Origin of the sequence: Mesorhizobium sp. M0244 (genome assembly GCF_040321795.1) — a bacterium.
Taxonomy (GTDB): Bacteria; Pseudomonadota; Alphaproteobacteria; order Rhizobiales; family Rhizobiaceae; genus Mesorhizobium.
In genome coordinates, this window is record NZ_JAMYSE010000100.1 from 1 (window position 1) to 23,691 (window position 23,691).

Consider the following 23,691-nt stretch of genomic DNA (forward strand, 5'->3'; position numbering starts at 1 on the left):
AATACGCGCCGCCAGCTTCGACGATCCGCCTGCAGGCCTGGACCGACAATGGCGTCGTCATCCTGCAGATCATGGATGAGGGACCAGGCATCCCGGCGGCGGATCTGGAGCGCGTTTTCGACACTTTCTACCGTGTGCGCAAGGGTGACCAGGTGCGTGCTGGCACCGGGCTGGGATTGTCGATTTGCCGCGGCTTCATCGAAGCGATGGGCGGGACGCTCTCGGCGGCAAACAGGACCGACCGCTCGGGCGCGGTTTTCACCATCAGGATGCAGGTGATGCCGGCAGAGCTGCCCAACCTCGGCGAACCCGATGCGGGCGATCAAAATATGGACGATTTGGCATGACGAGCCTGGACGTCAGGATATTGGTGGTCGATGACGAACCGCCGATCCGGAAACTGCTTCGCGTCGGGCTTGGCAGCCAGGGCTATTCGATCAGCGAGGCGCCGAACGCCAGGGCGGCGATCGAACTCATGGAGACGGAAAAGCCGGACCTTGTCCTGCTCGATCTCGGTCTGCCCGGCATGAGCGGCCATGAGCTGCTGCGCAAATGGCGGGATGATGGCCTGGACATTCCCGTGGTTATTCTTTCCAGCCGCACCGACGAGGCCGGCATCGTCTCGGCGCTCGAACTCGGCGCCGACGATTATGTCACCAAGCCATTCGGTATGAACGAGCTTGTGGCACGCATCCGCGTGGCGCTTCGCCACAAATTCCAGCAGCAGGGTGAGAGACCGGTGTTCCGCACCGGCGACCTCTCCGTCGACTTGGTGAAGCGCATCATCAAGGTCGACGACAAGGAGATAAAGCTCTCGCCGAAGGAATATGACATCCTCCGCATCCTAGTGCAGCACGCCGGCAGGGTTCTCACCCACCAATTCCTATTGAGGCAGGTCTGGGGGGATTCCACCGACGTTCAATATCTCAGGGTCTATGTCCGGCAACTCAGGCAAAAGATCGAAAAGACGCCCGACCAGCCGCGCTATATCACGACCGAAACCGGCGTCGGATATCGGCTGCGCGAAGTCGATTGACGTGAGGAGCACCCGGATGCAGCAATGCTTCCTCCAATCCGCTGCGAATCAGGGGCGGCCATGGCATCGCCGGCCAGACGCCCTATATTAAGGACAGGTCGGGTTTTGTGCGGGAATGAACGGATGTTACGGCTTCGTCTTTTGACGTTATCCGGGTCGGCAATGCTGGCAGCGGCGATGCTGTCGGGCGTAAATCCTGCCAGCGCGGCGCAGCGCGTCAGCCCTGCGGACGTATTGATCCAGCAAAACCAGTTGCAGATGCTGGAGAACAGGCTGCAGCGGCAGCAATATCAGCAGCAGCAACAGCAGTACCGCGCCCAGGACCGCCAGATCCCGCCGCCGCAACAGCAGGTGGTGCCGCAGATGAAGCCGACTTGCCAATTGCTGCCGTCGGGGAGCGGCTTTATCAGCACCTGCCGCTGACAACCGGCCTTTCATTTATTTAGCCGACTTATATATTGGGGAAAACCGCTCCGCTTCGGATCTATTGAAAGCGGCTGACTTTGCAACGCTGCCCTTGCCATTTGGGCACCGCCTCGACTGGATTATCGAATGGCAGCCGGCAAGAAGAAGGTCGTACGCAAGGCAAGGAAGGGCGACCGGATTCGCCAGGTCGCGGCAATTCCTTTTCGGCTGAGCGAGTATGGCGACGTCGAGGTGATGCTCGTCACATCGCGAACGACGAGGCGCTTCATTGTGCCGAAGGGCTGGCCGATGAAGGGCAAGAGCGGCCGCAAGGCGGCCACCATCGAAGCACAGGAAGAAGCCGGCGTTCTCGGCAAGACACTGAAACAGCCGGCCGGCACCTATTGCTACTGGAAGCGGCTGGCGAACCGCTTCGTCCGTGTCGACGTCGTCGTCTATTTGCTGGAGGTAACCGAGGAACTCGCCAATTGGCAAGAAGCCAAGAGACGGCAGCGGGCATGGCTGGCGCCGGCCGACGCGGCGTTGCTCATCGACGAGCCGGATCTTTCGACGCTGGTGAGGAACATCAAGATTTCCGAGCCGGGGCATGATTCCAAAAAGTGGAATCGAGTTTTCGGCAAAGATCACGCTCAAACAAAAAGTTAGAGTCCCATCCCGATTCCATCGGGATGGAACAGGCTCTAGTCCGCCGCTGTCGCTTGAACCGACATCTCACTGGCTGCCGTCGTCTTCCTCGGGGAGGGGCCGCACCGGCGTGCCGGTATAGGCCCACAGCCATTCGCGCGGCAGTGGCCCCTTGTTGCGGTCGCTTTCCTGCGACTGTTCCCACGCATGTGCGAGGATGCCGACCGAGCGCGACAGCACGAAAAGGCCGCGCGTTAGTGGCGGCGGGAAGCCGAGCTCGCCGTAGATGACGGCCGTGGCGCCGTCGATATTGAGCGGGATTTTTTTGCCCTTGCGCCGCGCAACCTCGGCCTCGATCGCCTCGGCAATGTCGGCGAAGCGCCCGCTGACGATGCCGCGCGCGGCAAAGTCGCGGGTCAGCTCGATGAGGCGGGGCGCCCGCGGGTCGACCGGATGGAAACGATGGCCGAGCCCGGGCACATAGCCGTTTTCCCCAGCAAGGAAACGATCAACCCGCGCCGACACGACGTCCGCAAGCGGCATGCCGGCGTCCAGTTCGGCGGCGATGTCTCCGTAGAAGGAAAGCGCCTGTTCGCCGGCGCCGCCATGCACGTCGCCAAGCACGTTGATGGCCGACGCCATGGCGCTATTGATGCCGACGCCGCAGGTCATCGCCATGCGGGCAATGGCGATCGACGGCGCCTGTGGCCCATGGTCGACAGCGGCACCCAGCGCGATGCCAAGCAGCGCCGCCTGGTCCTCGCTTGGCAGTTCGCCGCGCAGCATCAGCCAGATCATTGCCGGAAAGCTGACGCGGCCGATCAGATCCTGAATCTCATAGCCGCGCAGCCGGATGACGCCGGGGCGCATCTCGATGATGCCGGTGTGCCACCACTCCTCGCCGCGTGCGCGACCGGTCTTCTTTTCCGTGCCGCTCATGCCTTCGCTCTTTTCTTGGCGCGCGGCGGCAGGCTGGCAAACACCTCGTCCATATGCTCACCCAGCGCCGGCGGCGGCCTGCTCGGCAAAGGTGCCTCGCCATCGACCATGAAGCCGCCGCGCACCACGGTCAGCGGCTTGTCCATGCCGGACACAGCTTGGAAGCGCGCCGTCATGCCGCGCTCGATCACCTGTTGCTCCTGCAATACCTGCGGGATCGTCAGCACCCGGCCGGTTGGCACGCCTGCGCGATTGAACGTCTCCTCCCAGTCGGCGGCCGAGCCGCTTGCCAAGGCGTCCTCGATCAGCGCCTTCAATGCGATGCGGTTCTGCTTGCGTGTTTCGCGCTCGGCAAAGCGGACATCCGACGCCAGCTCCGGCCGACCGATCATCTGACAGAGCATGACGAACTGCTCGTGCTTGTTGGCGGCGATGTTGAGCAGGCCGTCGCCGGTGCGAAAGGCACCCGACGGTGCGGCCGTCATGTTCTCATTGCCCATCGGCTGCGGCTCGACGCCTGCGGTCAGATAGTTCGACACCGGCCAGCCGAGCGCGGAGAGCGTGCATTCGAGCATGGAGACGTCGAGGAACGCGCCCTCACCTGTCGTCTTCTGCTTGACCAGCGCAGCGGCAATGGCGAAGGCTCCGACCAGACCGCCAAGCGTATCGGCGAGGGGATAGCCGACACGCAGCGGCGCCGTCTCCGGCGTGCCGGTGATGCTCATAATGCCGGAAAGCCCCTGGATGATCTGGTCGTAGGCTGGATTGTCGCGCATCGGCCCGGTCTGGCCCAAAGCCCGATATCGCACAATAGACAAGGCTTGGCCGGACCTCTTTCAGCCTGGCATAGCCAAGCCCCAGCCGGTCCATTACGCCGGGGCGGAAATTCTCGACCAGCGCGTCGGCCGAGGCGACCAGATCGAGGAAGCGTTCGCGGTCGGCCTCCTGCTTGAGATCGAGCGCCACCGAGCGTTTGCCAGCATTCTGCGCCAGGAACGACGCGCCCATGCCGGCTCTGTTGAGCTCCGGCGAGGCACCGAGCTGTCGTGCGAGGTCGCCGCCGTGCGGCGTCTCGACCTTGATGACGTCGGCCCCGAGCAACGCCAGCTGATAGGCGCAATAGGGGCCGGCCAGCACATTGGTCAGGTCGAGGATGCGGATGCCGGAAAGCAGGTCTGTCATAACGTCACGAACAGCTCAGGCATCGCCCGGCACATGCTCCGGCCCGCGCATGCGCCTGCGCTCGATGTAAGCATAGATATGTGGCCCGACCAATCCGATGAAGGCCAGCGTCAGCAGCGTCAGCGACAGCGGATGCTTGTAGAACACCGTCCAGTCGCCGTTCGAGATGGTCATCGCGCGGCGGAACTGGGTTTCGGCAAGCGGCTCGAGGATCATGCCGATGATGACCGGCGCGGTCGGGAAATCGAAACGCCGCATCAGGAAGGGGCAGCACCGAGCAGATAGAGGATGACGAGGTCGATCGGCGATTGCGAGATGCCGTAGGTGCCGACCGTGGCGAACACCAGGATGCCGGCATAGAGCTGCGGCGCCGGGATCTTCAGCAACCGCACCCAGAGCCCGATCAGCGGCAGATTGAGGACGACGAGGATGACGTTGGCGATGAACAGGCTGGCGATCAGCCCCCACACCAGGTCGGCCTGTGTCGTCAGCAGCAGCGGCCCGGGATTGATGCCGTAGCTCTGGAATGCCGACAGCATGATCGCGGCCGTCGCCGAGGTCGGCAGGCCGAGCGTCAGCATCGGCACCAGCACGCCGGCCGCGGATGCATTGTTGGCGGCCTCCGGCCCGGCAACGCCCTCGATGGCGCCGACCGTGCCGAACTCCTCCTTGTGTTTTGAGAGTTTCTTCTCGATCGCATAGGACAGGAAGGTCGGGATTTCGGCGCCGCCGGCCGGCATGGCACCGATCGGGAAGCCGATCAGGGCGCCGCGCAGCCATGGCTTCCACGAGCGCGCCCATTCGGCTGCGGTCATGTAGAGCGAGCCCTTCAACGGCACGATATCGTCCTTGCCGGCATAGCGGCGCGAAGCCATGTAAAGCGTCTCGCCAACGGCGAACAGGCCAACGGCGACGACGATGACGTCGACGCCGTCGAGCAATTCGCTCATGCCGAAGGTGAAGCGCGGCTGGCCCGTCTGCAGGTCGACGCCGATCATGCCGATGACGAAGCCGACGAACAGGCTGGTCAGGCCGCGCACCGACGACGAGCCGAGCACCGCCGAAACCGTGATGAAGGCCAGCACCATCAGCGAGAAATACTCGGCCGGGCCGAACGCCAGCGCGAATTTGACGACGATCGGCGCCAGGAAGGCAACGCCGATCGTGCCCAGCGTGCCGGCGACGAAGGAGCCGATCGCCGAGGTCGCCAGGGCCGCACCGCCGCGGCCGGAGCGGGCCATCCTGTTGCCCTCCAGCGCCGTGACGATGGTGGCGCTTTCGCCAGGCGTGTTGAGCAGGATTGACGTCGTCGAGCCGCCATACATGGCGCCGTAGTAGATGCCGGCAAACAGGATGAAGGACGCTTCCGGCGCCACCTGGTAGGTGATCGGCAACAGCAGCGCGATGGTCAATGCCGGCCCGAGGCCGGGCAGCACGCCGATCGCTGTCCCAAGTGTGGTGCCGACCAGGCACCATATCAGGTTGGTCGGCGAGAAGGCGACCGAAAATCCGTGCGCGAGATGGCCAAGCGTTTCCATGGCGTCAGCCCCTCAGCATGGCGATGACAGAATCGACGATCGCATTCAGCTGGTTTTCGATGAAGCCGGCGCCGATATTGACACCGAGCGCCCTGGCAAACCCGAAATAGGCGGCCAGCGCCAAGATCAGGCCGACCAGCACGTCACGCAGCGGATGCCGGCTGCCGAAACCGTGGCAGATGAGAACGAACATGATGACAGATGCCGCGGTGAAGCCGAGCGGCTGGATCAGCACAAGATTGGCGATCAGTCCGACAGCGACGATGCCCGTCGCCTTCCAGTCGGTCGGCGTCTCCTTTTCGTCCTCCGGCTGCCAGCCGCCCCGCAAGGCGGCGATGACGAGCAGCAGCGAAAGGAGCACCATGCCGGCCATGGTGATGTAGGGAAACACAGTCGGGCCAACCTTGGAATAGAGCGGCGACACCGGGATTGCCAGCGTCTGCCAGGCCACCGCACCCGCACAGGCGAGGAGCCCAATGCCGATCAGCAATTCGGGCACTGCAAGGCGCGGCGGCGCCGGCTGGTCGCTGGTGCTCATGATCGTCCTCCCAATATCGGTTCCCTGAGCCGGCCTCCTCGGAGCAGTCTCCCTCGGCCGAGCTCGGCGTAGTTTCACCTCCGGCGGAGCGTGTGTCCATGCGGCTGGCGAAAGTCGGCAAGGGTTGGCGAAGGCCGCCCCTTGCCGAGAGTATCAGGCAAGGCCGAGGTCCTTGAGGATCGTCCCGATGCGGGCCGTGTCTTCGGCGACGAATTTCGCATAGTCGTCACCGGTGAGCAGGATCTGCGTCCAGTTGCGGTTCTTGCATTCGGTGGCCCAGGCGTCGCTCTTGGCCATGGTCTCGATCAGCTTGATCATTGCTGCCTTATCGGCGTCCGAAACGCCGGGCGGTGCGAAGACGCCGCGCCAATTGAACAGCTCGACGTCGATGCCGGCTTCCTTCATCGTCGGAGCATCGATGCCCTCCTGGCGTTTGTCCGCGGATATGGCCAGCAGCCGCAGCGCGCCCGCCTTGACCTGTTCGGCGAACTCGCCATAGCCGGAGATGCCGGCCGCGACCTGGTTGCCGAGCAGCGCCGACAGCGCCTCGCCGCCGCCGGCGAACGGCACATAGGAGAGATTGGTGGCCGGAACACCGACGGTCTTGGCGATGAGGCCGAACAATATGTGGTCCGAGCCGCCGGCCGAACCGCCAGCGACCGGAACCTGCGTCGGGTCGGCCTTGAGGGCAGCAACGAAGTCGGCCGCAGTCTTGAAGGGCGAGGCGGCCGGCACCACCAGCGCCTCGAACTCGCCGGTGAGGCGGGCGATCGGCGTGACCTCGGTAAGGTTGTTGGCCGCCTTGTTGGCGATAATGGCGCCGACCATGACCATACCGGCCACCATCAGCGCATTGCCCTTGCCCTTCCACTGGTTGACGAACTGTGGCAGGCCGACAGTGCCTCCGGCGCCGCCGACATTGGTGATCTGTGAGCCGGAGATCAGTTTTTCGCTGCGCAGCACCTGGTCCATGGCGCGCGCCGTCTGGTCCCAGCCGCCGCCCGGCGCCGCCGGCACGAAAATCTGCAGCTGCTGCGCGTCCTGCGCGAAAGCGGGGATAAAATGCTACGTCACGAGACCGGCAGCACCTGCCGCCGCGGTGCTCATCAAGAATCTGCGTCTGTTCAGCATGGGATTCCTCCAAATCGCGACACTTCCTCCGGTGCCTGCCAGAAACGTAGCCTGAATTCAGACCCGCTCGATAAAATTCATGCAGAGTTTGCGTCATCCTGTCAAAGACAGAACACTCCGCATACGGCACAATCGGCCTGTACGATCCTCAGCCTGGCGAACTCGACGACGACGTGGCAGGCAGCGCCCAGATAGCACCCGTCAGGGCTGCCGCTCCAGCAGGATGGTCGGCTCCTCGTGATAGAGGGTTCGCAGCACTTCGCTATAGCCGCATTTCGCCGCGACGTTCAGCGAGGCGGTGTTTTCCGGATCGATGATGCAGACGGTTTTTGCGACTCCGAACGTCTCGTCGCCCCAGGCAGGTACCCGTGCGACGACTTCGCTGGCCAACCCTTGACCATGTGCGCCCGAAACCAGAGCCCAGCCGGCTTCCGGAATGCCCTCGATCGACGGCGTCATGTCGCGTTTGAGATCGTGAAAGCCCGCCTCGCCGATGAAGCGGCCGGTCGCCTTTTCCTCGATCGCCCAGAAGCCGTAGCCCAGAAGTGACCATAGGCCGGCATGGCGCAGGAAGCGCATCCAGCTTTCCTCCCGCGTGCGCGGCTTGCCGCCGATAAAGCGGGTGACGACTGGATCTGCCCACATTGCGACATAGGCGTCGAAATCGTCCAGCCGGTGCGGCCGCAAGATGGCGCGCGAGGTCTCAATCACTGGGGCGACAATTGTCTGCGGACTGGCCATGGTCATGCCTCGGTTGTGTTGCCGGTGCTATGTATGTCGCCCAGATAGGAACAACGACATGCATGAGACGGAACCGTCGTCGCCGAACAAGAGCCAAGGCTGTGTAGATCATCTTCCAGGCTGATGTGAATCCTGTCAGGCGGTGTTAGTTTTTCACCGGTATCTGATTCAACGCATTCGGTTTCAGCGCTGCCGTCCGACAGAGGGAAAACAGCATGGACACCACTGACCTTGTGCTTGCCATCTTCCACCATCTGCTGGTGTTTTCGCTGGCAGGCATCATCGGCGCCGAATTCGTCCTGATCCGCAGCGACTTGTCCGCCGCGACGCTCAAGCGGCTTGTCGGCATCGACCGCCACTACGGCATCATCGCCATGCTGATCATCGTCATCGGCATCGGCCGCGTCATCTATGGTCTCAAGGGCTGGGAATTCTACGTCTACAACTGGGTGTTCTGGGCAAAGATGGCCGCTTTCGCAATTGTCGGTCTGTTGTCGATCATCCCCACCATTCGTTTCCTATCCTGGAACAGGCAGGCGAGCGCCAGTCCCGGCTTCCAGGTGCCTGCGGCGGAGCTAGCGTCCGTTCGCACCTATGTCCGCACCGAGGCCTTGATCTTCCTGTTGATCCCGGTGTTCGCGGCAGCGATGGCGCGCGGCTACGGCTATTAGAAATAGGTCGGAGGAAGGGCATCGCGCGGCCCAACCTTTCCACTCATTTGCGCGGACAAACGTGCAGTTTGCCGTTTGAGGCCAATTGCAATTTGTTGGATTGCGCTAGTTATTGCTCCATCTACAGTCGGCTTTTTGAGAGGAACTCCGCGCCGCGGTTGGTAATTCATATCCTGGGAGGAAACACGATGCGAAAATTCGTCGCCGCGCTGGCTGCCGCCGCGGCCATCATGCTTTACCCGTTGGCCGCGGGCGCGCAGACCTACCCCGAACGCACCATCACCATTGTCGTGCCATTTTCGGCCGGCGGCCCGACCGACACCGTCACGCGTCTCGTCGCGGAAGCCATGTCGAAGGACCTCGGCCAGCAGGTCATCATCGAGAATGTCGGCGGCGCCGGCGGCACGCTGGGCGCGGGCCGCGTCGCGAATGCCGAGCCTGACGGCTATACGCTGCTCCTGCATCACATCGGCATGGCGACCAGTGCGACGTTATATAGGAATCTCGCCTACGACACGCTGAACGCGTTCGAATATGTCGGCCTCGTCACCGAGGTGCCGATGACCATCGTCGGCCGCAAAGATCTCGAGCCGACCGATCTGAAGGGGCTGGTCGACTACGCCAAGGCAAACAAGGATACCGTCACCGTCGCCAATGCCGGGATAGGTGCGGCCTCGCATCTGTGCGGCATGCTGTTTATGAGCGCCATCGGCACGCCGCTGGTTACCGTGCCCTACAAGGGCACCGGCCCGGCCATGACCGATCTTCTCGGCGGTCAGGTCGACATCATGTGCGATCAGACGACCAACACCACCAAGCAAATCCAGGGCGGCACGATCAAGGGCTATGCCGTCACCTCGCCGGACCGCCTCGATGTGCTGCCGGACGTGCCGACGACGACGGAAGCTGGCCTTCCCCACGTGCAGGTCGGCATCTGGCACGGCATCTATGCCCCCAAGGGCACGCCGGCCGAGATCACCGAACGCCTGTCGAAATCGCTTCAGGTCGCGTTGAAGGACCAGAACGTCGTCGCCCGCTTTGCCGAACTTGGCACCAAGCCGTCGTCCGATGCCGACGCGACGCCGGCGGCGCTCAAGGCCAAGCTGGAAAGCGAGATCGCGCGCTGGAAGCCGATCATCGAAGCGGCCGGCCAGTACGCCGACTAAAGCTTGAACGGGGCGCCACCAGCGCCCCGTTTTCGCTAGGGTCCCGCTTTCGATTTGGCCTTTCGATTCGGCATCGGCACGCCCGCGGCGCGGGCCGGGAGAACGTCATGAAACCTGTCGCAATCGACAGAACCAACGGCATATGCGCCGCGCTGTTCATCTTTCTCGGCGCATGTTTCGCGCTGCAATCGCTCGGCCTCGAAATCGGCACCGCCTTTCGCATGGGACCGGGCTATTTCCCGCTGGTGCTGGCGATCGTGCTGATCCTGCTTGGCGCCATCATCCTCGTCCAAGCGGTGCGCTTCGAGGGCGAACCGATCGGCCACATCGCGTGGCGCGGCATGCTGTTCATCCTGCCTGCTCCGATATTCTTCGGCCTGACGGTGCGCGGCCTGGGCTTTATCCCCTCGATCTTCCTGACGGCGCTGATCGCATCGTTTGCCAGCGGCCGCATGAAGCCGCTGACCGCGCTCGTGCTGTCGGCCTGCCTGACGCTGTTCGCATTCGTCGTCTTCAGCTACGCACTCGGCCTGCCGTTCCGGCGCTTCGGCCCGTGGCTGCCCCTATCGTTGTGAGGAGATGAATGGAACTCCTCAACAATCTCGCACTCGGTTTTTCGACCGCCACATCATTGGCAAACCTCGGATTCTGCCTGATCGGCGTCCTTCTCGGCACGCTGATTGGCGTCCTGCCCGGCATCGGCGCCACCGCAACCATCGCCATGCTGTTGCCGATCACCTTCCAGATCGGCGACCCGGTTTCCTCCCTCATCATGCTCGCCGGCATCTATTACGGCGCGCAGTATGGCGGCTCGACCACCGCCATTCTCATCAACATGCCCGGCGAATCCTCGTCAGCCGTCACCGCCATCGATGGCTACCAGATGGCCAGGAACGGCCGCGCCGGAGCAGCACTGGCGACCGCGGCGATAGGCTCGTTCTTTGCCGGCACGGTGTCGACCTTCCTCGTCGCCATCTTTGCCCCGCCGCTGACGGCGATAGCGCTGAAGTTCGGCGCGGCCGAGTATTTTTCGCTGATGATCGTCGGCCTGGTCTCGTCCGTCGCGCTCGCCCACGGCTCGATTGTCAAGGCGCTGGCGATGGTCGTGCTCGGCCTGCTGCTTGGCCTTGTCGGCACCGACATCTACACCGGCACGCCCCGTTTCACGCTTGGCATCCGCGAATATGCCGACGGACTGAATTTCGTCGCAGTGGCGGTCGGCGTCTTCGGCGTCGCCGAAATACTGCGCAACCTCGAAAATGAGCACGAACGTTCCGTGCTTATCCGAAAGATCTCCGGCCTTATGCCGACCCGCGAGGATTTTCGGCGCATGGCGGCTCCCATCGTGCGCGGCACGATCATCGGTTCGGCGCTCGGCATCCTGCCAGGAGGCGGCGCGATCCTGGCAGCCTTTGCCTCCTACACCGTCGAAAAACGTGTCTCGAAAAATCCGGGGGAATTCGGCAAGGGCGCCATCGAGGGCGTCGCCGGACCGGAATCGGCCAACAATGCCGGCGCACAAACCTCCTTCATCCCGATGCTGACGCTCGGCATTCCGGCCAACCCGGTCATGGCGCTGATGATTGGCGCGATGATCATCCAGGGCATCGTGCCCGGCCCCAATGTCGCGATCGAACAGCCTGCGCTGTTTTGGGGTATCATCACCTCGATGTGGATCGGCAATCTGATGCTGATCGTCTTGAACCTGCCGCTGATCGGGCTTTGGGTGAAACTGCTTACGATCCCCTATTACGTGCTCTTCCCGATCATCATGGCGTTCTGCTCGATCGGCGTTTACAGCGTCAACACCAACGTCTACGACCTCTATGCCGTCGCCTTCTTCGGCTTGCTTGGCTACCTCCTGGTCAAGCTGCGCTGCGAACCTGCGCCGCTGCTGCTCGGCTTCGTGCTCGGCCCGTTGCTTGAGGAAAACCTGCGCCGCGCCATGATCCTCTCGCGCGGCGACCCGAGCACCTTCGTGACGAGACCGATCAGCGCCAGCCTGCTCCTCATCGCGCTCGCTGTGCTCGTCATCGTCTTTCTCCCCGCGGTCAAGAAGAAGCGCGAAGAGGTGTTCGTCGAGGAGAGTTCCTGAACATGGATGCCGCTCCGTAGCAGGACGTTCAAATCTGCTAGCTGGCACCGATTGCCGCTGCTCGGTCCTGAGCCGCTTCTACCGGCTCGAGCGGCGCGATCTCGACCAGCGGCGCCGGCACGCTGGTCGTCTTTTCCTTGGCCTTGCAGATATCGGCGATGACGCAGACCGGGCAATCCGGCTTGCGCGCCTTGCAGACATAGCGGCCATGCAGGATCAGCCAATGATGGGCATGCCGCATATATTCGTCCGGAATGATCTTCAGGAACCCTTGCTCGACCTGTTCCGGTGTCTTACCCGGCGCCAGGCCGAGCCTGTTGCCGATGCGGAAGATGTGCGTGTCGACCGCCATCGTATGCTGGCCGAAGGCGACGTTGAGCACGACGTTGGCGGTCTTGCGGCCGACACCCGGCAGTTCGACCAGTTGATCGCGATCCTCGGGCACCTCGCCGCCATGGTCGCGGATCAGCGCGTCGGATAGCGCGATGACGTTCTTGGCCTTGTTGCGCCAGAGCCCGATGGTGCGGATATGGTCGCCGAGCCTGGCCTCGCCCAGCGCCAGCATTTTCTGCGGCGTGTCGGCAATTTTGAACAGCGCCCGCGTCGCCTTGTTGACGCCGGCGTCCGTCGCCTGCGCCGAAAGCACCACAGCCACCAGCAGCGTGAAGGCGTTGATATATTCGAGTTCGCCTCTCGGTTTCGGCCGCTGAACGGAAAAGCGCCGGAAAATCTCATGCACTTCGGCCGGGCTGTAAAGCGCCCGCGATCTCGCCGGCCGCGGACGCGGCTTGGCGTTCGAGCCGTCGCGGCGGCCGGGCAAGAGGTCTTTTTTGAGCGCGGAAGAGTTTTTGGGCTTGGGGCTCGTCATCGCCTTCCTATAATATCCCCTAATGAGCGATACAAACGCCTCATTTCAGGCCGACGAGCCATTCTTCCAGGCGCTGCTGACACCGCACCGGTCGCTGGGCAAGACCGGCTTTGCCATCCTGATGGGCGCGCTGCTGTTCGGCTGGCTGGTGACCGGAGCGTTTTTTCTGTCGCGTGGCGCCTGGCCGGTGTTCGGCTTCTTCGGCCTCGACGTTATTGCCGTCTACATCGCTTTCCGCGCCAATTATAGTGCCGCCCGGGCTCGCGAGGAGGTGTCGGTGTCGCGCACCAGCCTCGATATCCGCAAGACTGCCCCGTCAGGCAAATCGGAAGCACATCGCTTCAATCCGTTCTGGGCGCGCTTTTCGATCGCCCGCCACGCCGAGATCGGCATCACCGGGATGGCGGTCGAGGCGCAAGGAAAAACCGTCTCGATCGGCGGCTTCCTCAATCCCGACGACCGCGAGAGTTTTGCCACCGCATTTTCGCGCGCTCTGGCGACCGCCAAGGCGCGCTGACGATCAAAACCGAAATCTCAACAGCCTGCCGACCCTCCGAAGAGCCGGAATGTGGCTCCAGAGGCGAAAGATCAGTCCGGCGAACCAGCTCACACGGGCGGCATGTTCGGGTTTGTAGGCCATGGTTTCCTCGACAAACCGCAGACCGGGCACTGACCGTTCCAAGTCGCGCGGATCGTTGATCGCCCAGTGGAGTTCGGCTCCGGTGGCGCGGAACGACGGGTTGAGGCGCACGAGCTTCAGACCCAGGTCGCTGTAGGCATCGCAGATAAGTTCGCCGCTGGCCAGATGCGACACAAGCCGTGAGACCAGCCTTGGGCCCTCGTCAGCGGCAAGATAGGGCGTCAAGCCCTCCGCCACGACCATCGCCGGGCGATCGCCAGGCACGTCGTCCAGCCAGCCAGGCTCGGTGACTGACGATCCGATCAGGTGATAATGCTCGCGCGTCGGGTAGAGCTTGCGCCTGAGCTCGATGACTTCGGCATAGTCGACGTCGAACCAGTCGACGCCGGCTGGCGGGTCGATACGGAATATTCGCGTGTCGAGCCCGCAGCCGAGATGCAGGACAATGGCGTTCGGGTTGTTCGCCAGAAAAGCCGAAACCCAGTCGTCCAGCGTCTTGGCCCGGATCGCCAGACCCACGCCGAGATTGTCATCGACCTTGAGCCGCGAGAAGTCGTAGTCGATGCGGCGAACCGCCTCGTCCGCGAAACGGTCTTTCAGCAGCGAGTTGGGAAGCCGGCTTTCCAGCGCCTTGCCATAGACGGTGATCAGCAGCGTTTCTTTTTCCTTGGTCAGATGCACCTTCTCGCCGGCCATGAATTGTCCTTCCCATTCAAAGCCGACTCTATCTGGGTACATGCCGCGGGAAGGCAAGTTTCGGGTGGTGATCGGAGCCGCGAAGCGCGATATTCGCACTCAAGGAGATAGACCGATGAACGCCCAAATGCCTCTCAAAACGACAGCAATCCTTCAGAAAGACATTACGCCCGAAGGCGGCGACTATGAAATCGTCCGTCGCGCCATCGAGAAGATCAGCCTCGACTATCGCGACCAGCCTTCGCTGGAAGTGCTGGCCGAGGAGGTCGGCGAGACTCCGACCGGGCTGCAGAAGCTGTTCACCCGCTGGGCCGGCCTGTCGCCCAAGGCTTTTCTGCAGGCCGTTACCCTCGATCATGCGCGCAAGCTGCTCGATTCCGGCATGCCGCTGCTTGAAACCTCGTTCGAGCTCGGCATGTCCGGCCCAGGCCGGCTGCACGATCTGTTCGTCACCCACGAAGCGATGTCGCCGGGCGATTACAAGACGCGCGGCGCCGGGCTCACTATCCGCTACGGCTATCATATCTCGCCTTTCGGCGTCGCGCTGATCATGGTGACGGACCGCGGCCTTGCCGGCCTTGCCTTCAACGACCCCGGCGGCGAGCGCGCGGCCTTTGCCGATATGTCGAGCCGCTGGCCGAATGCGACCTATGTCGAGGACATGGCGGCAACGGCGCCCTACGCCGCGCGCATCTTCGATCCGGCGCTGTGGCGCGCCGACCAGCCGCTGCGCGTCGTCATGATCGGCACCGACTTCCAGGTCCGCGTCTGGGAGGCCTTGCTGCGCATTCCGATGGGCAAGGCCTGCACCTATTCCTCGATCGCCGCGCGCATCGGCGCACCGAGCGCCAGCCGGGCTGTGGGTGCCGCGGTCGGTGCCAATCCGATGTCCTTCGTCGTGCCGTGCCACCGGGCTCTCGGCAAGTCCGGCGCGCTCACCGGCTACCATTGGGGCCTGACCCGCAAACGCGCCATCCTCGGCTGGGAGGCGGGACAGGTCGCTCCTTGAATAGCCGCCGGATGGAACGATAGAGCGGCGCAAGAACCGCTGGGTTGGCAAGCACCGATCTTACAGGGTAGCTTCCCGCGCAATTAGCGATATGCATCTATTCCGATTTTCGGGTCGATGCGCTAGCGGGAGGCACTTCTTGATCGTCGTCATCGGCTCCATCAATCTCGACCTCATCGCTAGTGTCGACCGCTTGCCCGGTCCCGGCGAGACGGTGCGCGGCTCCGGTTTCGCCACTGCCCCCGGCGGCAAGGGTGCCAACCAGGCGCTGGCCGCCGCCCGCGCCGGCGCCAAGGTGCGCATGGTCGGCGCGGTCGGCAAGGACAGCTTCGCCGGCGAGGCTCTGGCGCTGCTGCGCGACGGCAAAATCGACCTGTCCGGCGTCGGCGAGACCTTTGCCTCGACCGGTACCGCACTGATCATGGTCGGCGCCGACGGCGAGAACGTGATCGCCGTCGTGGCGGGCGCCAATGATTCGGTCGTGCCGGGTGACCTTTCCAAGGCTTTCCTGAAAAACGGCGATGTCGTGCTGCTGCAGTTGGAAGTCCCGCTGCTAACGGTCGAGACAGCGCTTGACGCGGCAAGGACGGCCGGAGCGGTCACCGTGCTCAACACCGCCCCTTTTCACGGCGACGCGGCCGGCTTCCTCGGCAAGGCCGACTATCTCGTCGCCAACGAAACCGAGTTCGATCTCTATGGCGAGGCGCTGTCGTTGAGTGGCCGCGACCGCCCGGCACGGATGCGCGACTACGCCGCGAGAACCGGCCGAACCATCGTCGTCACGCTTGGCCCAGACGGCGTTCTGGCGGCGACGCCGGACGATCTTCTGATGGTTCCGGCGCTGAAGATCACGCCGCTCGACACGGTCGGCGCCGGCGACACGTTCTCCGGCTATTTTGCTGCTGGACTGGCAGCCGGCCTGCCGCTCGACCAAGCGCTTGCCCGCGCTGCCGCCGCCGGTTCGCTCGCCTGCCTGAAAGCCGGTGCCCAGCCGGCCATCCCGCTGGCCAGGGATGTCGATGCCGCCCTGCAGAACGCCGCAGGCTGAATCGGGACGACGGCCATGCGCCCGACCACCAAGCATGCTGTGCCGCCCGCCGGCGATATCTGCCGCCTGTCCGCCGTGGAGCTGCCGACAGGATCAGGCGCCGACAGCTTTCGGTGCGCGAAGTGATCGCGGCATTCCTCAACCGGATCGGGGCGGTGAACCCGCTGGTCAACGCCATCGTTTCATTGCGTGAGCGTGCCGACATCCTGCGCGAGGCCGACGAGGCAGACGCTCATTTGGCGCATGATGGCCATGCCGGGTCCCTGTTCGGCCTGCCGATCGCCATCAAGGATCTCGCTCTGACCAGGGGCATTGCCACCACTTTCGGCTCGCCGATCTTCGCTGGCTTTATCCCGGCTGAGGATGATTTCTTCGTTGAGCGTCTTCGCCAGGCCGGCGCCATCATCATCGGCAAGACCAACGTTCCCGAATTCGGGCTTGGCTCCAACACCTACAATACCGTGTTCGGACAGACGCTCAACGCATTCGACCCGGCGCTGACCGCCGGCGGCTCGAGCGGCGGCGCCGCCGTGGCGCTCGCCCTCGACATGGTTCCCATCGCCGATGGCAGCGATCTGGGTGGCTCGCTGCGCAACCCGGCCGCCTACAACAACGTCTATGGCTTCCGCCCGTCGCAGGGGCTGGTACCGAATGGTCCGAGCCTGGATGTGTTTCATGCCCAGATGGGGGTGAAAGGCCCGATGGGGCGAAGCGTGCGCGACATGGCGCTGCTGCTCGACGTGCAGGCCGGCTATCACCCTCGATCGCCGCTATCCCACAACGACAAACCGGGTTCATTCCTTCAAGCAATGGAACTGCCATCCGCCGGTGGCCACGTCGCCTGGCTGGGCGATCTCGACGGCCATTTGCCGGTCGAACCGGGAATTCTCGAGCTTTGCGAGACCGCTCTCGGCCGGCTCGCCGGTGTATCGTTCCTGATCGAGCCTCTGGTGTCGGATTTCGACTTCGAGGCGTTATGGCAAGCCTTCGTGATACTGCGCCAGGCAAACAATGGCTGCGCGCTCAGGATCCACTATGACGATCCGAACAAACGCAATCTCCTGAAACCGGAAACCGTCTGGGAAGTGGAAAGCGCGCTTCGCCTCACCGCCGCTCAGGTCCATGCAGCCTCGGTCGTCCGTTCATCCTGGTACCTAACATTGCTGTCGCTGTTCGATCGTTTCGACCTGGTTGCGTTGCCGAGCGCGCAAGTCTTTCCCTTCGCTGTCGACATCCCCTGGCCACGTGAAGTCGCCGGCCGGACCATGGACAGCTATCACCGCTGGATGCAGGTTTCAGTGCTTGCCACGATGGCCGGCTGCCCGGCGGTCAACGTGCCGGCCGGCTTCGACGCCAAGGGCAGGCCGATGGGCATGCAATTGATCGGGCCGCCGCGCGACGACCTCTCGGTGCTGAGGGCGGCTGCCGCCTATGAGGCGACGCTGCCGTGGCAGGCCGGCGCCTGCTGAAGTCAGTTCCGCATTGTCGGCGCCTCACCGACTTGCGCCCAACCCGTCGCCATGCATTGATCGCGACGCCGCGCCGCACGAGCGGCATTCTGCGGAGGGAAAAATGTCGCTGGAACTTTATGCCACCTATGTCGTCGCCTGCATCGTCATCATCCTTGTGCCGGGGCCGACGGTCACGCTGATCATCGCCAACAGCATCCGCCACGGCTCGCGCGCCGGTCTCGCCAATGTCACCGGCACGCAGGCCGGGCTGGCCATCATGATCGCCATCGTCGGCATCGGATTGACTTCGCTGATCGCGGGCATGGGCCACTGGTTCGAGTGGGTCCGGCTGATCGGCGCCGCCTACCTGATCTGGATGGGCGTGCAGATGTTCCGCTCGAAAGGCAAGCTGAACGCCGACGGAACGGCGAAAAAACCGCGCGGCGGCTTTTTCCTGCAAGGCCTGCTGGTGGCGGTCAGCAATCCGAAGACGCTGGTGTTCTTCGGCGCTTTCTTTCCGCAGTTTATTTCTCCCGAAGGCAACTACGCGCTGCAGATCGTGGTCATGGGTCTTACCGCGATGATCTTCGCCGCCGTGTCGGATTCAACATACGCGCTGGCCGCCGGCCGCGCCGGACGCCTGCTGTCGGCCGGCCGCGTCAAGCTGCTGTCGAGGATCAGCGGCAGCTTCCTGGTCGGCGGCGGCCTGTGGCTGGCGTTTTCCAAGGCGAAGTAACAGCCGCGAACCCGGCGTCACGAACAGTAACATCACGCGGAACAAAAGACTGATTGAAAGTCAGCGTTCGTGCAACCACATAAATCTGCACTGAGGGATTTATGTCTATGCCGTGGACTTATGCGGATTTGAAAAGGAACGCGTTTGGCGTGATTCTGCTCATCACTTTGTTCGCGGTGATGGTTCCGTCGGCTCTGAACAAATGGGCGAATGACGCAAGCCCGATCCGGTCGGTTGACCCGGTCGGGGCGGAATATCCAATATCTGCTGTTCCTTGAGAACGGTTCGACGGTCCTGGTTTACGACGACCTCCCGCATCTGATCGGCTCGCGCGTCGGCATCGAGCGCGTCACGCGCGACAACGGCGCCATCTTTTACCGGTTTGCAAATTGAACGGCCATCCGATCACCGAAGCCGTTTTCTAAGGCGAAGCGAGCGTCAGATCTTTCTTTGTGGAATCGTTCTTGAACAAGGCCCATACTCCACTCAAATATAGGGGATGGGGCCGACAAATCTTTCTCTTAGGAACCGCTTTCTTCTGCTGCAAGAAGAGTTTCGCGATAGAGTTGTCGGCATCACTTTCTTTTGTGCATTCGCGCTTGCGATCGTCGTGCCGATTGTAACAAGGCAGAATAGCCCGATTGTCGGCACGCAACGCGTAGGAGGCATCGTCGAATACGTTACGACGATGCCGCTAAATCCGAAAGTTTCCGTCGGCCAAGGATTTCATTATAGATATGAAGTCCGTCTCGATGACAGCAACGCAGTGATATTAGTCGATGGTGAGGTGGAAACGCCCCACATGATCGGATCGGAAGTCTCGGTCGAAGAACAACATCGCCAGAACGGCACCTCCACCTACCGCCTGCTCAACGACTGAGCGGCCCTTAAAGCCGCCCCAACCTTTCCAGCAGCAGCGCGAAAAACGCATCGTGGTCGATGTCGCGCATCACCATGGCGTTCTTCGGCCGCTTGGTCACCCCCCACCAGTCGATCACCGTCATGCCCATGGTGAGCTCCGAGGCCATTTCCACGCTGACATTGCAATTGCGGCCCTTGAACAGCTTCGGCTTCAACAGATAGGCGATCACGCAAGGATCGTGCAGCGGGCCGCCATCGGTGCCGTATTTCTCCTCGTCGAAGCGTTCGAAGAATTCCAGCATATCCGCCGTCGCCGTGCCGACCCTGGTGCCGAGCTTGCGGAAAGCCTTCGTGCGCTTGGCGGTGGTCAGCGCCTTATGGGTGACGTCGAGCGGCATCATGATGATCGGAATGCCCGATTTGAACACGACATCGGCGGCGTGCGGGTCGACATAGATGTTGAATTCGGCGGTCGGCGTGACATTGCCGCCCTCGAAGAAGCCGCCGCCCATCAGCACGATCTCCTTGATGCGCGGCGCGATCTTGGGCTCGCGGATCAGCGCCAGCGCAACATTGGTGAGCGGCCCGAGCGCGCAAAGCGTGATCGTTCCGCTCTCCTCGTTCATCAGCGTCTCGACGATGAAATCGACCGCATACTCGTCCTGCAGCTTCATCTTTGGTTCGGGCAGTTGCGGTCCGTTGAGGCCGGTCTTGCCATGCACTTCCTCAGCGGTGACGAGTTCGCGCGCCAGCGGCCGGATGGCGCCGGCATAGACCTTGACGTCCGGCCGACCGGCCAACTCGCAGATCTTGCGGGCGTTTTTTTCGGTAAGTTTCAGCGGCACGTTGCCGGCCACCGCGGTGATGCCGACGATCTCCAGCTCGGCGCTGCCGAGCGCCAGCAATATGGCGACGGCATCGTCCTGGCCGGGGTCCGTGTCGATGATGATCCTGCGGGATTGGGGCATTTCAATTCCTTGTTTTGGCAAGTCTTTTTGGGCGGGATGTGTGACGGCTTGAAGTCTGCCGGGCGGCGGACCATATCAAGACCATCGGGAAAAATGCCATCCGGGTTTTTCCACTTTATGTCGCTCTTGAGAGGACACTGTAACATGAGCCGAATGACGCCTTTTTCCAGCCCGCTTCTCCTCGGTTTCGATTCTATGGAAAAGACGCTGGAGCGCTTGGCTAAGTCAGGTGACAGCTATCCTCCCTACAACATCGAGCGCCTCAGCGGTGCCGACGGCAAGACCGAAAGGCTGCGTATCACGCTCGCCGTCGCCGGTTTCGCGGAAAGCGATCTCGATGTCTCCACGGAGGAGAACCAGTTGGTCGTGCGAGGCCGTCAGAACGACGACACCGAGCGCGAATTCCTCCACCGTGGCATCGCCGCGCGCCAGTTCCAGCGCTGTTTCGTGCTGGCCGACGGTATGCGGGTGATTGCGGCGGAATTGAAGAACGGCCTTTTGTCGATCGATCTCGATCGGCCGGAGTCCGAACGGCTGGTACGAAAAATAAACATATCGGTGAAAGACTGATTTTTGCCGATAGCTCTCATGCGGGATGGCCTTGAGCGGCGTCTCGCGGCAAGGAGGCTTGAAATGACCAGAACTGACGAAAATATCATCATGACCAGCGGCGAATTCGCCCATCTCGGCGAAGGTTCGGTCGCCTATCTCAGGAAAGTGTCGAGCGACGATCTGCGCGGGCGTTTCCCAGGCCTCGGCGAAATCGCGCCGGGCATGGAACTGTGGGCGCTGTTTGCCGCCAATGGCCAGCCGATCCTGCTTTCGGACGCTCGTGACCGGGCGCTGGCCGGCGCCATGGAAAACGACCTCGTCACCGTCGCCATTCATTAGGCGTTGAAGAGACGGGCGGTCTTCCGGCTGAAATGGATAGGGCCGCTCACGGCGGCCCCTGAAGGATTTCAGCCAGCGGTATCTTCAATCCCAATGCATCTAGGCGGCGTGCGAGGCCTGCGTGTCCGACAGCAGCGCGTGGATGGCCACGGCGTCGCGCGTGCCCCTGATCTTGGCAACCGTGTCGGCATCGCGCAGCACCCGCGCGATGCGCGACAGCGCCTTGAGGTGGTCGGCGCCGGCACCTTCGGGGGCCAGAAGCAGAAACACCAGGTCGACCGGCTGGTCATCGAGGGCCTCGAAATCGACCGGTGTCTCCAGCCGGGCAAAAACGCCGGCGATCCGCTTCACCCCGGCCAGTTTGCCATGCGGAATGGCGATGCCGTTGCCGACGCCGGTTGAACCCAGCCGCTCGCGCTGCAGGATGGTATCGAACACCTCCCGCTCCGGAATGCCGGAAATCGCCGCCGCCCTCTCAGACAGCAATTGCAGCAGCTGCTTTTTGGAGTTCGCCTTCAACGCCGGCATGATTGCCGGAACGTTGACGAGATCGCTCAGATCCATGCTTGAAATCCCTTGTTCGCCTGCCGTCGCCAGTCCTCACGCTCGCGTGCGGCTGGTTTTTACCCCTGCGCGACCTTGGCCGTAGACGGGTCGATCCAGCCGATATTCCCGTCCGGCCGGCGATAGACGATGTTGAGATGGTCGTTTCCGGCATTGCGGAAGACGAGGACCGGGCTGTCCTTGGTGTCGAGCTCGATCACGGCTGACGCTACCGACATGGTCCGCAGCGTCATGGTCGATTCGGCGACGATGGCCGGCGCGAAATTCTCCGGTATGTCTTCATCATCGTCGGCAAGCGGCGCCATCACCGTATAGGCGACGTCGGTGGGTTCGCCGTTGGCATTGCCTGAATTGTGCGACTTCAGCCGGCGCTTGTAGCGCCTGAGGCGGGTTTCCAGACGATCCGCCGCGGCATCGAAGGCAAGCGTCGGATCCTGGGCATCGCCGGTCGCCTGCAGCGAAGTGCCGGAATCCAGCCGGATCATGCAATCGGCCGTGTAGCGCGACCCCGATTTGACGACTACGATTTGCCCTGAAAAGCCCCGATCGAAATATTTCCCGATCACTTCCCCGACACGGTCGGTGATGCGCGTACGGAACGCATCGCCGATGTCCATGTGTTTTCCCGATATGCGCAGTGTCATCTGAAAACTGACCTTCCTTGCTCAGGCTTCAAACTGTCCCGAGTTTATACTCGTGGTCCGTGCGCACAAGCTTTTGCGGCGTCACTTGCGCCGATTTTAAATCCGAACTTTCCGGTTGATCACAAGCCGCCTTCTTGGCCGTCCCGTGGCCTACGTCGTGACGGACCATCTCTCGTGCGGGCATCAGCGAACTCAAATCCACTCGCCAGCCCGTCTCATGCGGGCGGGCTTCTAGCCACTTCGTTGCCGCTTGTCAATGAAAGGCGAAAGCTGTGGAAATTCCGCCGAAACTCAACGACCGGCGCTGGCCAAAGCGCGTTTTTCGCGCCGCCGTTGCACCGAAGAGGGTATGTTCATGCCTTCCCGGTATTTGGCAACCGTGCGCCTGGCGATGTCGACGCCGCTTTCCCGCAGCATGTCCACGATGGCATCGTCGGAAAGCACATCGACGGCTTTCTCCTCGTCGATCAGCTGCTTTATGCGATCGCGCACCGCTTCCGACGAATGCGCATCGCCGCCACCTGACGAAGCGATCGAGGCCGTGAAGAAATAGCGCAGCTCAAACACGCCGCGCGGCGTCAGCATGTATTTGTTTGCCGTGACCCGGCTGACCGTTGATTCGTGCATGCCGATGGCGTCCGCCACCGTGCGCAGGTTGAGCGGCTTTAGGTGCCGCACGCCGTGGACGAGAAAAGCGTCCTGCTGGCGCACGATCTCAGAGGCCACCTTGAGGATGGTCTTCGCCCGCTGGTCGAGACTGCGCGTCAGCCAGTTGGCGTTCTGCAGGCATTCGGCGAGGAAATCCTTTTCCGCCTGGTTTTTCGCATGTGGCGTGACCTGGGCGAAATAGATGTGATCGACCAGCACGCGCGGCAGCGTCTCGGCATTGAGCTCGACCGTCCAGCTGCCGTCATTGGCTGCGCGCACCTCGACGTCGGCCACGATCGCATCGCTGGCACCGCGCGAAAACGCCATTCCCGGCCGCGGGTCGAGCGCCCGGATTTCGGCTAGCATGTCGAGCAGATCCTCCTCGTCGACGCCGCAAATTCGCTTCAGCGTCTGGAAATCGCGCCGTGCCAGGAGTTCGAGATTGGCGATCAGCGCCTTCATCGCCGGATCGAGCCGGTCGCGCACGGCAAGCTGCAGCGACAGGCACTCGGCGAGGTCGCGGGCGAAGATGCCGGCAGGCTCGAATGTCTGGCAGATCGCCAGCGCCTTTGCCACCGCC

Annotated in this window: 26 protein-coding genes and 3 pseudogenes; 17 read left to right on the forward strand and 12 right to left on the reverse strand. The window is 62.7% G+C overall.

Annotated elements, in window-relative coordinates:
• The 4 genes from NKJ08_RS32835 to NKJ08_RS32850 all read left to right on the forward strand — a co-directional run.
• Nucleotides 1-347: sensor histidine kinase (locus tag NKJ08_RS32835; protein ID WP_352785272.1), on the forward strand; the 347-nt coding region annotated here is incomplete at its 5' end.
• Nucleotides 344-1,036 (forward strand): response regulator transcription factor, encoded by a 693-nt coding sequence (locus tag NKJ08_RS32840; RefSeq protein ID WP_352525211.1) that lies wholly within the window; start codon nucleotides 344-346, stop codon nucleotides 1,034-1,036. The genes NKJ08_RS32835 and NKJ08_RS32840, both read left to right, overlap by 4 nt.
• Before the next feature lie 162 nt (nucleotides 1,037-1,198).
• Nucleotides 1,199-1,459 carry a hypothetical protein gene (locus NKJ08_RS32845; RefSeq protein WP_352525210.1) on the forward strand — a complete coding sequence of 87 codons (261 nt, stop codon included), beginning with the start codon at nucleotides 1,199-1,201 and terminating at the stop codon, nucleotides 1,457-1,459.
• A 129-nt stretch (nucleotides 1,460-1,588) separates the two neighbouring features.
• Nucleotides 1,589-2,107 (forward strand): NUDIX hydrolase, encoded by a 519-nt coding sequence (locus tag NKJ08_RS32850; RefSeq protein WP_352525209.1) that lies wholly within the window; start codon nucleotides 1,589-1,591, stop codon nucleotides 2,105-2,107.
• 66 nt (nucleotides 2,108-2,173) lie between these two features.
• On the opposite strand, the gene NKJ08_RS32855 is transcribed toward NKJ08_RS32850, so the two are convergent.
• The 6 genes and pseudogenes from NKJ08_RS32855 to NKJ08_RS32880 form a co-directional block, all read right to left on the reverse strand.
• Complete coding sequence (locus tag NKJ08_RS32855; protein WP_352525208.1) at nucleotides 2,174-3,025, reverse strand: citryl-CoA lyase; 852 nt, start codon at nucleotides 3,023-3,025, stop codon at nucleotides 2,174-2,176.
• Nucleotides 3,022-4,207: pseudogene (locus NKJ08_RS32860) on the reverse strand (CaiB/BaiF CoA transferase family protein). The gene NKJ08_RS32855 and the pseudogene NKJ08_RS32860 overlap by 4 nt, the downstream one beginning before the upstream one ends.
• 15 nt (nucleotides 4,208-4,222) lie before the next feature.
• A pseudogene (locus NKJ08_RS32865) lies at nucleotides 4,223-5,745 on the reverse strand (tripartite tricarboxylate transporter permease).
• Nucleotides 5,746-5,749: 4 nt separating this feature from the next.
• Nucleotides 5,750-6,283, reverse strand: a complete 534-nt coding sequence (locus tag NKJ08_RS32870; protein ID WP_352785276.1) for a tripartite tricarboxylate transporter TctB family protein — start codon at nucleotides 6,281-6,283, stop codon at nucleotides 5,750-5,752.
• A gap of 153 nt (nucleotides 6,284-6,436) precedes the next feature.
• On the reverse strand, nucleotides 6,437-7,342 hold the full coding sequence (locus NKJ08_RS32875) for a Bug family tripartite tricarboxylate transporter substrate binding protein (protein ID WP_352785289.1): 906 nt from the start codon (nucleotides 7,340-7,342) through the stop codon (nucleotides 6,437-6,439).
• A gap of 273 nt (nucleotides 7,343-7,615) precedes the next feature.
• Entirely contained in the window at nucleotides 7,616-8,155 is a 540-nt protein-coding gene (locus tag NKJ08_RS32880) for a GNAT family N-acetyltransferase (protein ID WP_352785279.1), read from the reverse strand.
• A gap of 215 nt (nucleotides 8,156-8,370) precedes the next feature.
• Here NKJ08_RS32880 and NKJ08_RS32885 point away from each other — a divergent pair, with 215 nt between their 5' ends.
• The 4 genes from NKJ08_RS32885 to NKJ08_RS32900 all read left to right on the forward strand — a co-directional run bounded on the left by NKJ08_RS32885 (nucleotide 8,371) and on the right by NKJ08_RS32900 (nucleotide 12,087).
• Nucleotides 8,371-8,826: a DUF2214 family protein gene (locus NKJ08_RS32885; RefSeq protein ID WP_352525199.1), complete on the forward strand. Its 456-nt coding sequence runs from the start codon at nucleotides 8,371-8,373 to the stop codon at nucleotides 8,824-8,826.
• Nucleotides 8,827-9,014: 188 nt separating this feature from the next.
• Nucleotides 9,015-9,992: a tripartite tricarboxylate transporter substrate-binding protein gene (locus NKJ08_RS32890; protein ID WP_352777024.1), complete on the forward strand. Its 978-nt coding sequence runs from the start codon at nucleotides 9,015-9,017 to the stop codon at nucleotides 9,990-9,992.
• A gap of 107 nt (nucleotides 9,993-10,099) precedes the next feature.
• Nucleotides 10,100-10,567 carry a tripartite tricarboxylate transporter TctB family protein gene (locus NKJ08_RS32895; protein WP_352525197.1) on the forward strand — a complete coding sequence of 156 codons (468 nt, stop codon included), beginning with the start codon at nucleotides 10,100-10,102 and terminating at the stop codon, nucleotides 10,565-10,567.
• Nucleotides 10,568-10,575: 8 nt separating this feature from the next.
• Entirely contained in the window at nucleotides 10,576-12,087 is a 1,512-nt protein-coding gene (locus tag NKJ08_RS32900) for a tripartite tricarboxylate transporter permease (RefSeq protein WP_352525196.1), read from the forward strand.
• A gap of 37 nt (nucleotides 12,088-12,124) precedes the next feature.
• Here the strand turns inward: NKJ08_RS32900 and nth are convergent, their stop codons facing one another.
• Nucleotides 12,125-12,955 (reverse strand): endonuclease III, encoded by an 831-nt coding sequence (nth, locus tag NKJ08_RS32905; RefSeq protein ID WP_352525195.1) that lies wholly within the window; start codon nucleotides 12,953-12,955, stop codon nucleotides 12,125-12,127.
• A 22-nt stretch (nucleotides 12,956-12,977) separates the two neighbouring features.
• On the opposite strand from nth, the gene NKJ08_RS32910 reads away from it, so the two are divergent.
• Nucleotides 12,978-13,472, forward strand: a complete 495-nt coding sequence (locus NKJ08_RS32910; protein WP_352525194.1) for a DUF2244 domain-containing protein — start codon at nucleotides 12,978-12,980, stop codon at nucleotides 13,470-13,472.
• A 3-nt stretch (nucleotides 13,473-13,475) separates the two neighbouring features.
• Here the strand turns inward: NKJ08_RS32910 and NKJ08_RS32915 are convergent, their stop codons facing one another.
• Complete coding sequence (locus NKJ08_RS32915; RefSeq protein WP_352525193.1) at nucleotides 13,476-14,291, reverse strand: class I SAM-dependent methyltransferase; 816 nt, start codon at nucleotides 14,289-14,291, stop codon at nucleotides 13,476-13,478.
• A gap of 115 nt (nucleotides 14,292-14,406) precedes the next feature.
• On the opposite strand from NKJ08_RS32915, the gene NKJ08_RS32920 reads away from it, so the two are divergent.
• The 6 genes and pseudogenes from NKJ08_RS32920 to NKJ08_RS32945 all read left to right on the forward strand — a co-directional run bounded on the left by NKJ08_RS32920 (nucleotide 14,407) and on the right by NKJ08_RS32945 (nucleotide 19,415).
• A complete protein-coding gene (locus NKJ08_RS32920) occupies nucleotides 14,407-15,300 on the forward strand; it encodes a methylated-DNA--[protein]-cysteine S-methyltransferase (RefSeq protein WP_352525192.1) in 894 nt (297 codons plus the stop codon).
• 139 nt (nucleotides 15,301-15,439) lie between these two features.
• On the forward strand, nucleotides 15,440-16,348 hold the full coding sequence (locus NKJ08_RS32925; RefSeq protein WP_352525191.1) for a ribokinase: 909 nt from the start codon (nucleotides 15,440-15,442) through the stop codon (nucleotides 16,346-16,348).
• A 15-nt stretch (nucleotides 16,349-16,363) separates the two neighbouring features.
• Nucleotides 16,364-17,817: pseudogene (locus NKJ08_RS32930) on the forward strand (amidase).
• 103 nt (nucleotides 17,818-17,920) lie between these two features.
• Nucleotides 17,921-18,535, forward strand: a complete 615-nt coding sequence (locus NKJ08_RS32935; protein WP_352525190.1) for a LysE family translocator — start codon at nucleotides 17,921-17,923, stop codon at nucleotides 18,533-18,535.
• A 210-nt stretch (nucleotides 18,536-18,745) separates the two neighbouring features.
• Nucleotides 18,746-18,928: a hypothetical protein gene (locus NKJ08_RS32940; RefSeq protein ID WP_352785284.1), complete on the forward strand. Its 183-nt coding sequence runs from the start codon at nucleotides 18,746-18,748 to the stop codon at nucleotides 18,926-18,928.
• 106 nt (nucleotides 18,929-19,034) lie between these two features.
• Entirely contained in the window at nucleotides 19,035-19,415 is a 381-nt protein-coding gene (locus NKJ08_RS32945; protein ID WP_352525188.1) for a hypothetical protein, read from the forward strand.
• Between the two features lie 7 nt (nucleotides 19,416-19,422).
• Here the strand turns inward: NKJ08_RS32945 and NKJ08_RS32950 are convergent, their stop codons facing one another.
• Nucleotides 19,423-20,364, reverse strand: a complete 942-nt coding sequence (locus tag NKJ08_RS32950; protein WP_352525187.1) for a nucleoside hydrolase — start codon at nucleotides 20,362-20,364, stop codon at nucleotides 19,423-19,425.
• 144 nt (nucleotides 20,365-20,508) lie between these two features.
• Here NKJ08_RS32950 and NKJ08_RS32955 point away from each other — a divergent pair, with 144 nt between their 5' ends.
• Together NKJ08_RS32955 and NKJ08_RS32960 are read left to right on the forward strand one after the other, a co-directional pair.
• Complete coding sequence (locus NKJ08_RS32955; RefSeq protein WP_023718964.1) at nucleotides 20,509-20,934, forward strand: Hsp20 family protein; 426 nt, start codon at nucleotides 20,509-20,511, stop codon at nucleotides 20,932-20,934.
• A 63-nt stretch (nucleotides 20,935-20,997) separates the two neighbouring features.
• Nucleotides 20,998-21,255 carry a BQ00720 family protein gene (locus NKJ08_RS32960; RefSeq protein WP_352525186.1) on the forward strand — a complete coding sequence of 86 codons (258 nt, stop codon included), beginning with the start codon at nucleotides 20,998-21,000 and terminating at the stop codon, nucleotides 21,253-21,255.
• 99 nt (nucleotides 21,256-21,354) lie between these two features.
• Here NKJ08_RS32960 and ptsN read toward each other — a convergent pair whose 3' ends face one another.
• From ptsN to rpoN, 3 genes are all read right to left on the reverse strand, one after another.
• Nucleotides 21,355-21,819, reverse strand: coding sequence for a PTS IIA-like nitrogen regulatory protein PtsN (gene ptsN / locus NKJ08_RS32965; RefSeq protein ID WP_023718962.1), 465 nt, complete (start codon nucleotides 21,817-21,819; stop codon nucleotides 21,355-21,357).
• A 59-nt stretch (nucleotides 21,820-21,878) separates the two neighbouring features.
• Nucleotides 21,879-22,463 (reverse strand): ribosome hibernation-promoting factor, HPF/YfiA family, encoded by a 585-nt coding sequence (hpf, locus tag NKJ08_RS32970; RefSeq protein ID WP_352525184.1) that lies wholly within the window; start codon nucleotides 22,461-22,463, stop codon nucleotides 21,879-21,881.
• A 291-nt stretch (nucleotides 22,464-22,754) separates the two neighbouring features.
• Nucleotides 22,755-23,691 (reverse strand): RNA polymerase factor sigma-54 (gene rpoN / locus NKJ08_RS32975; RefSeq protein WP_352785288.1); only part of this gene is annotated, 937 nt, incomplete at its 5' end.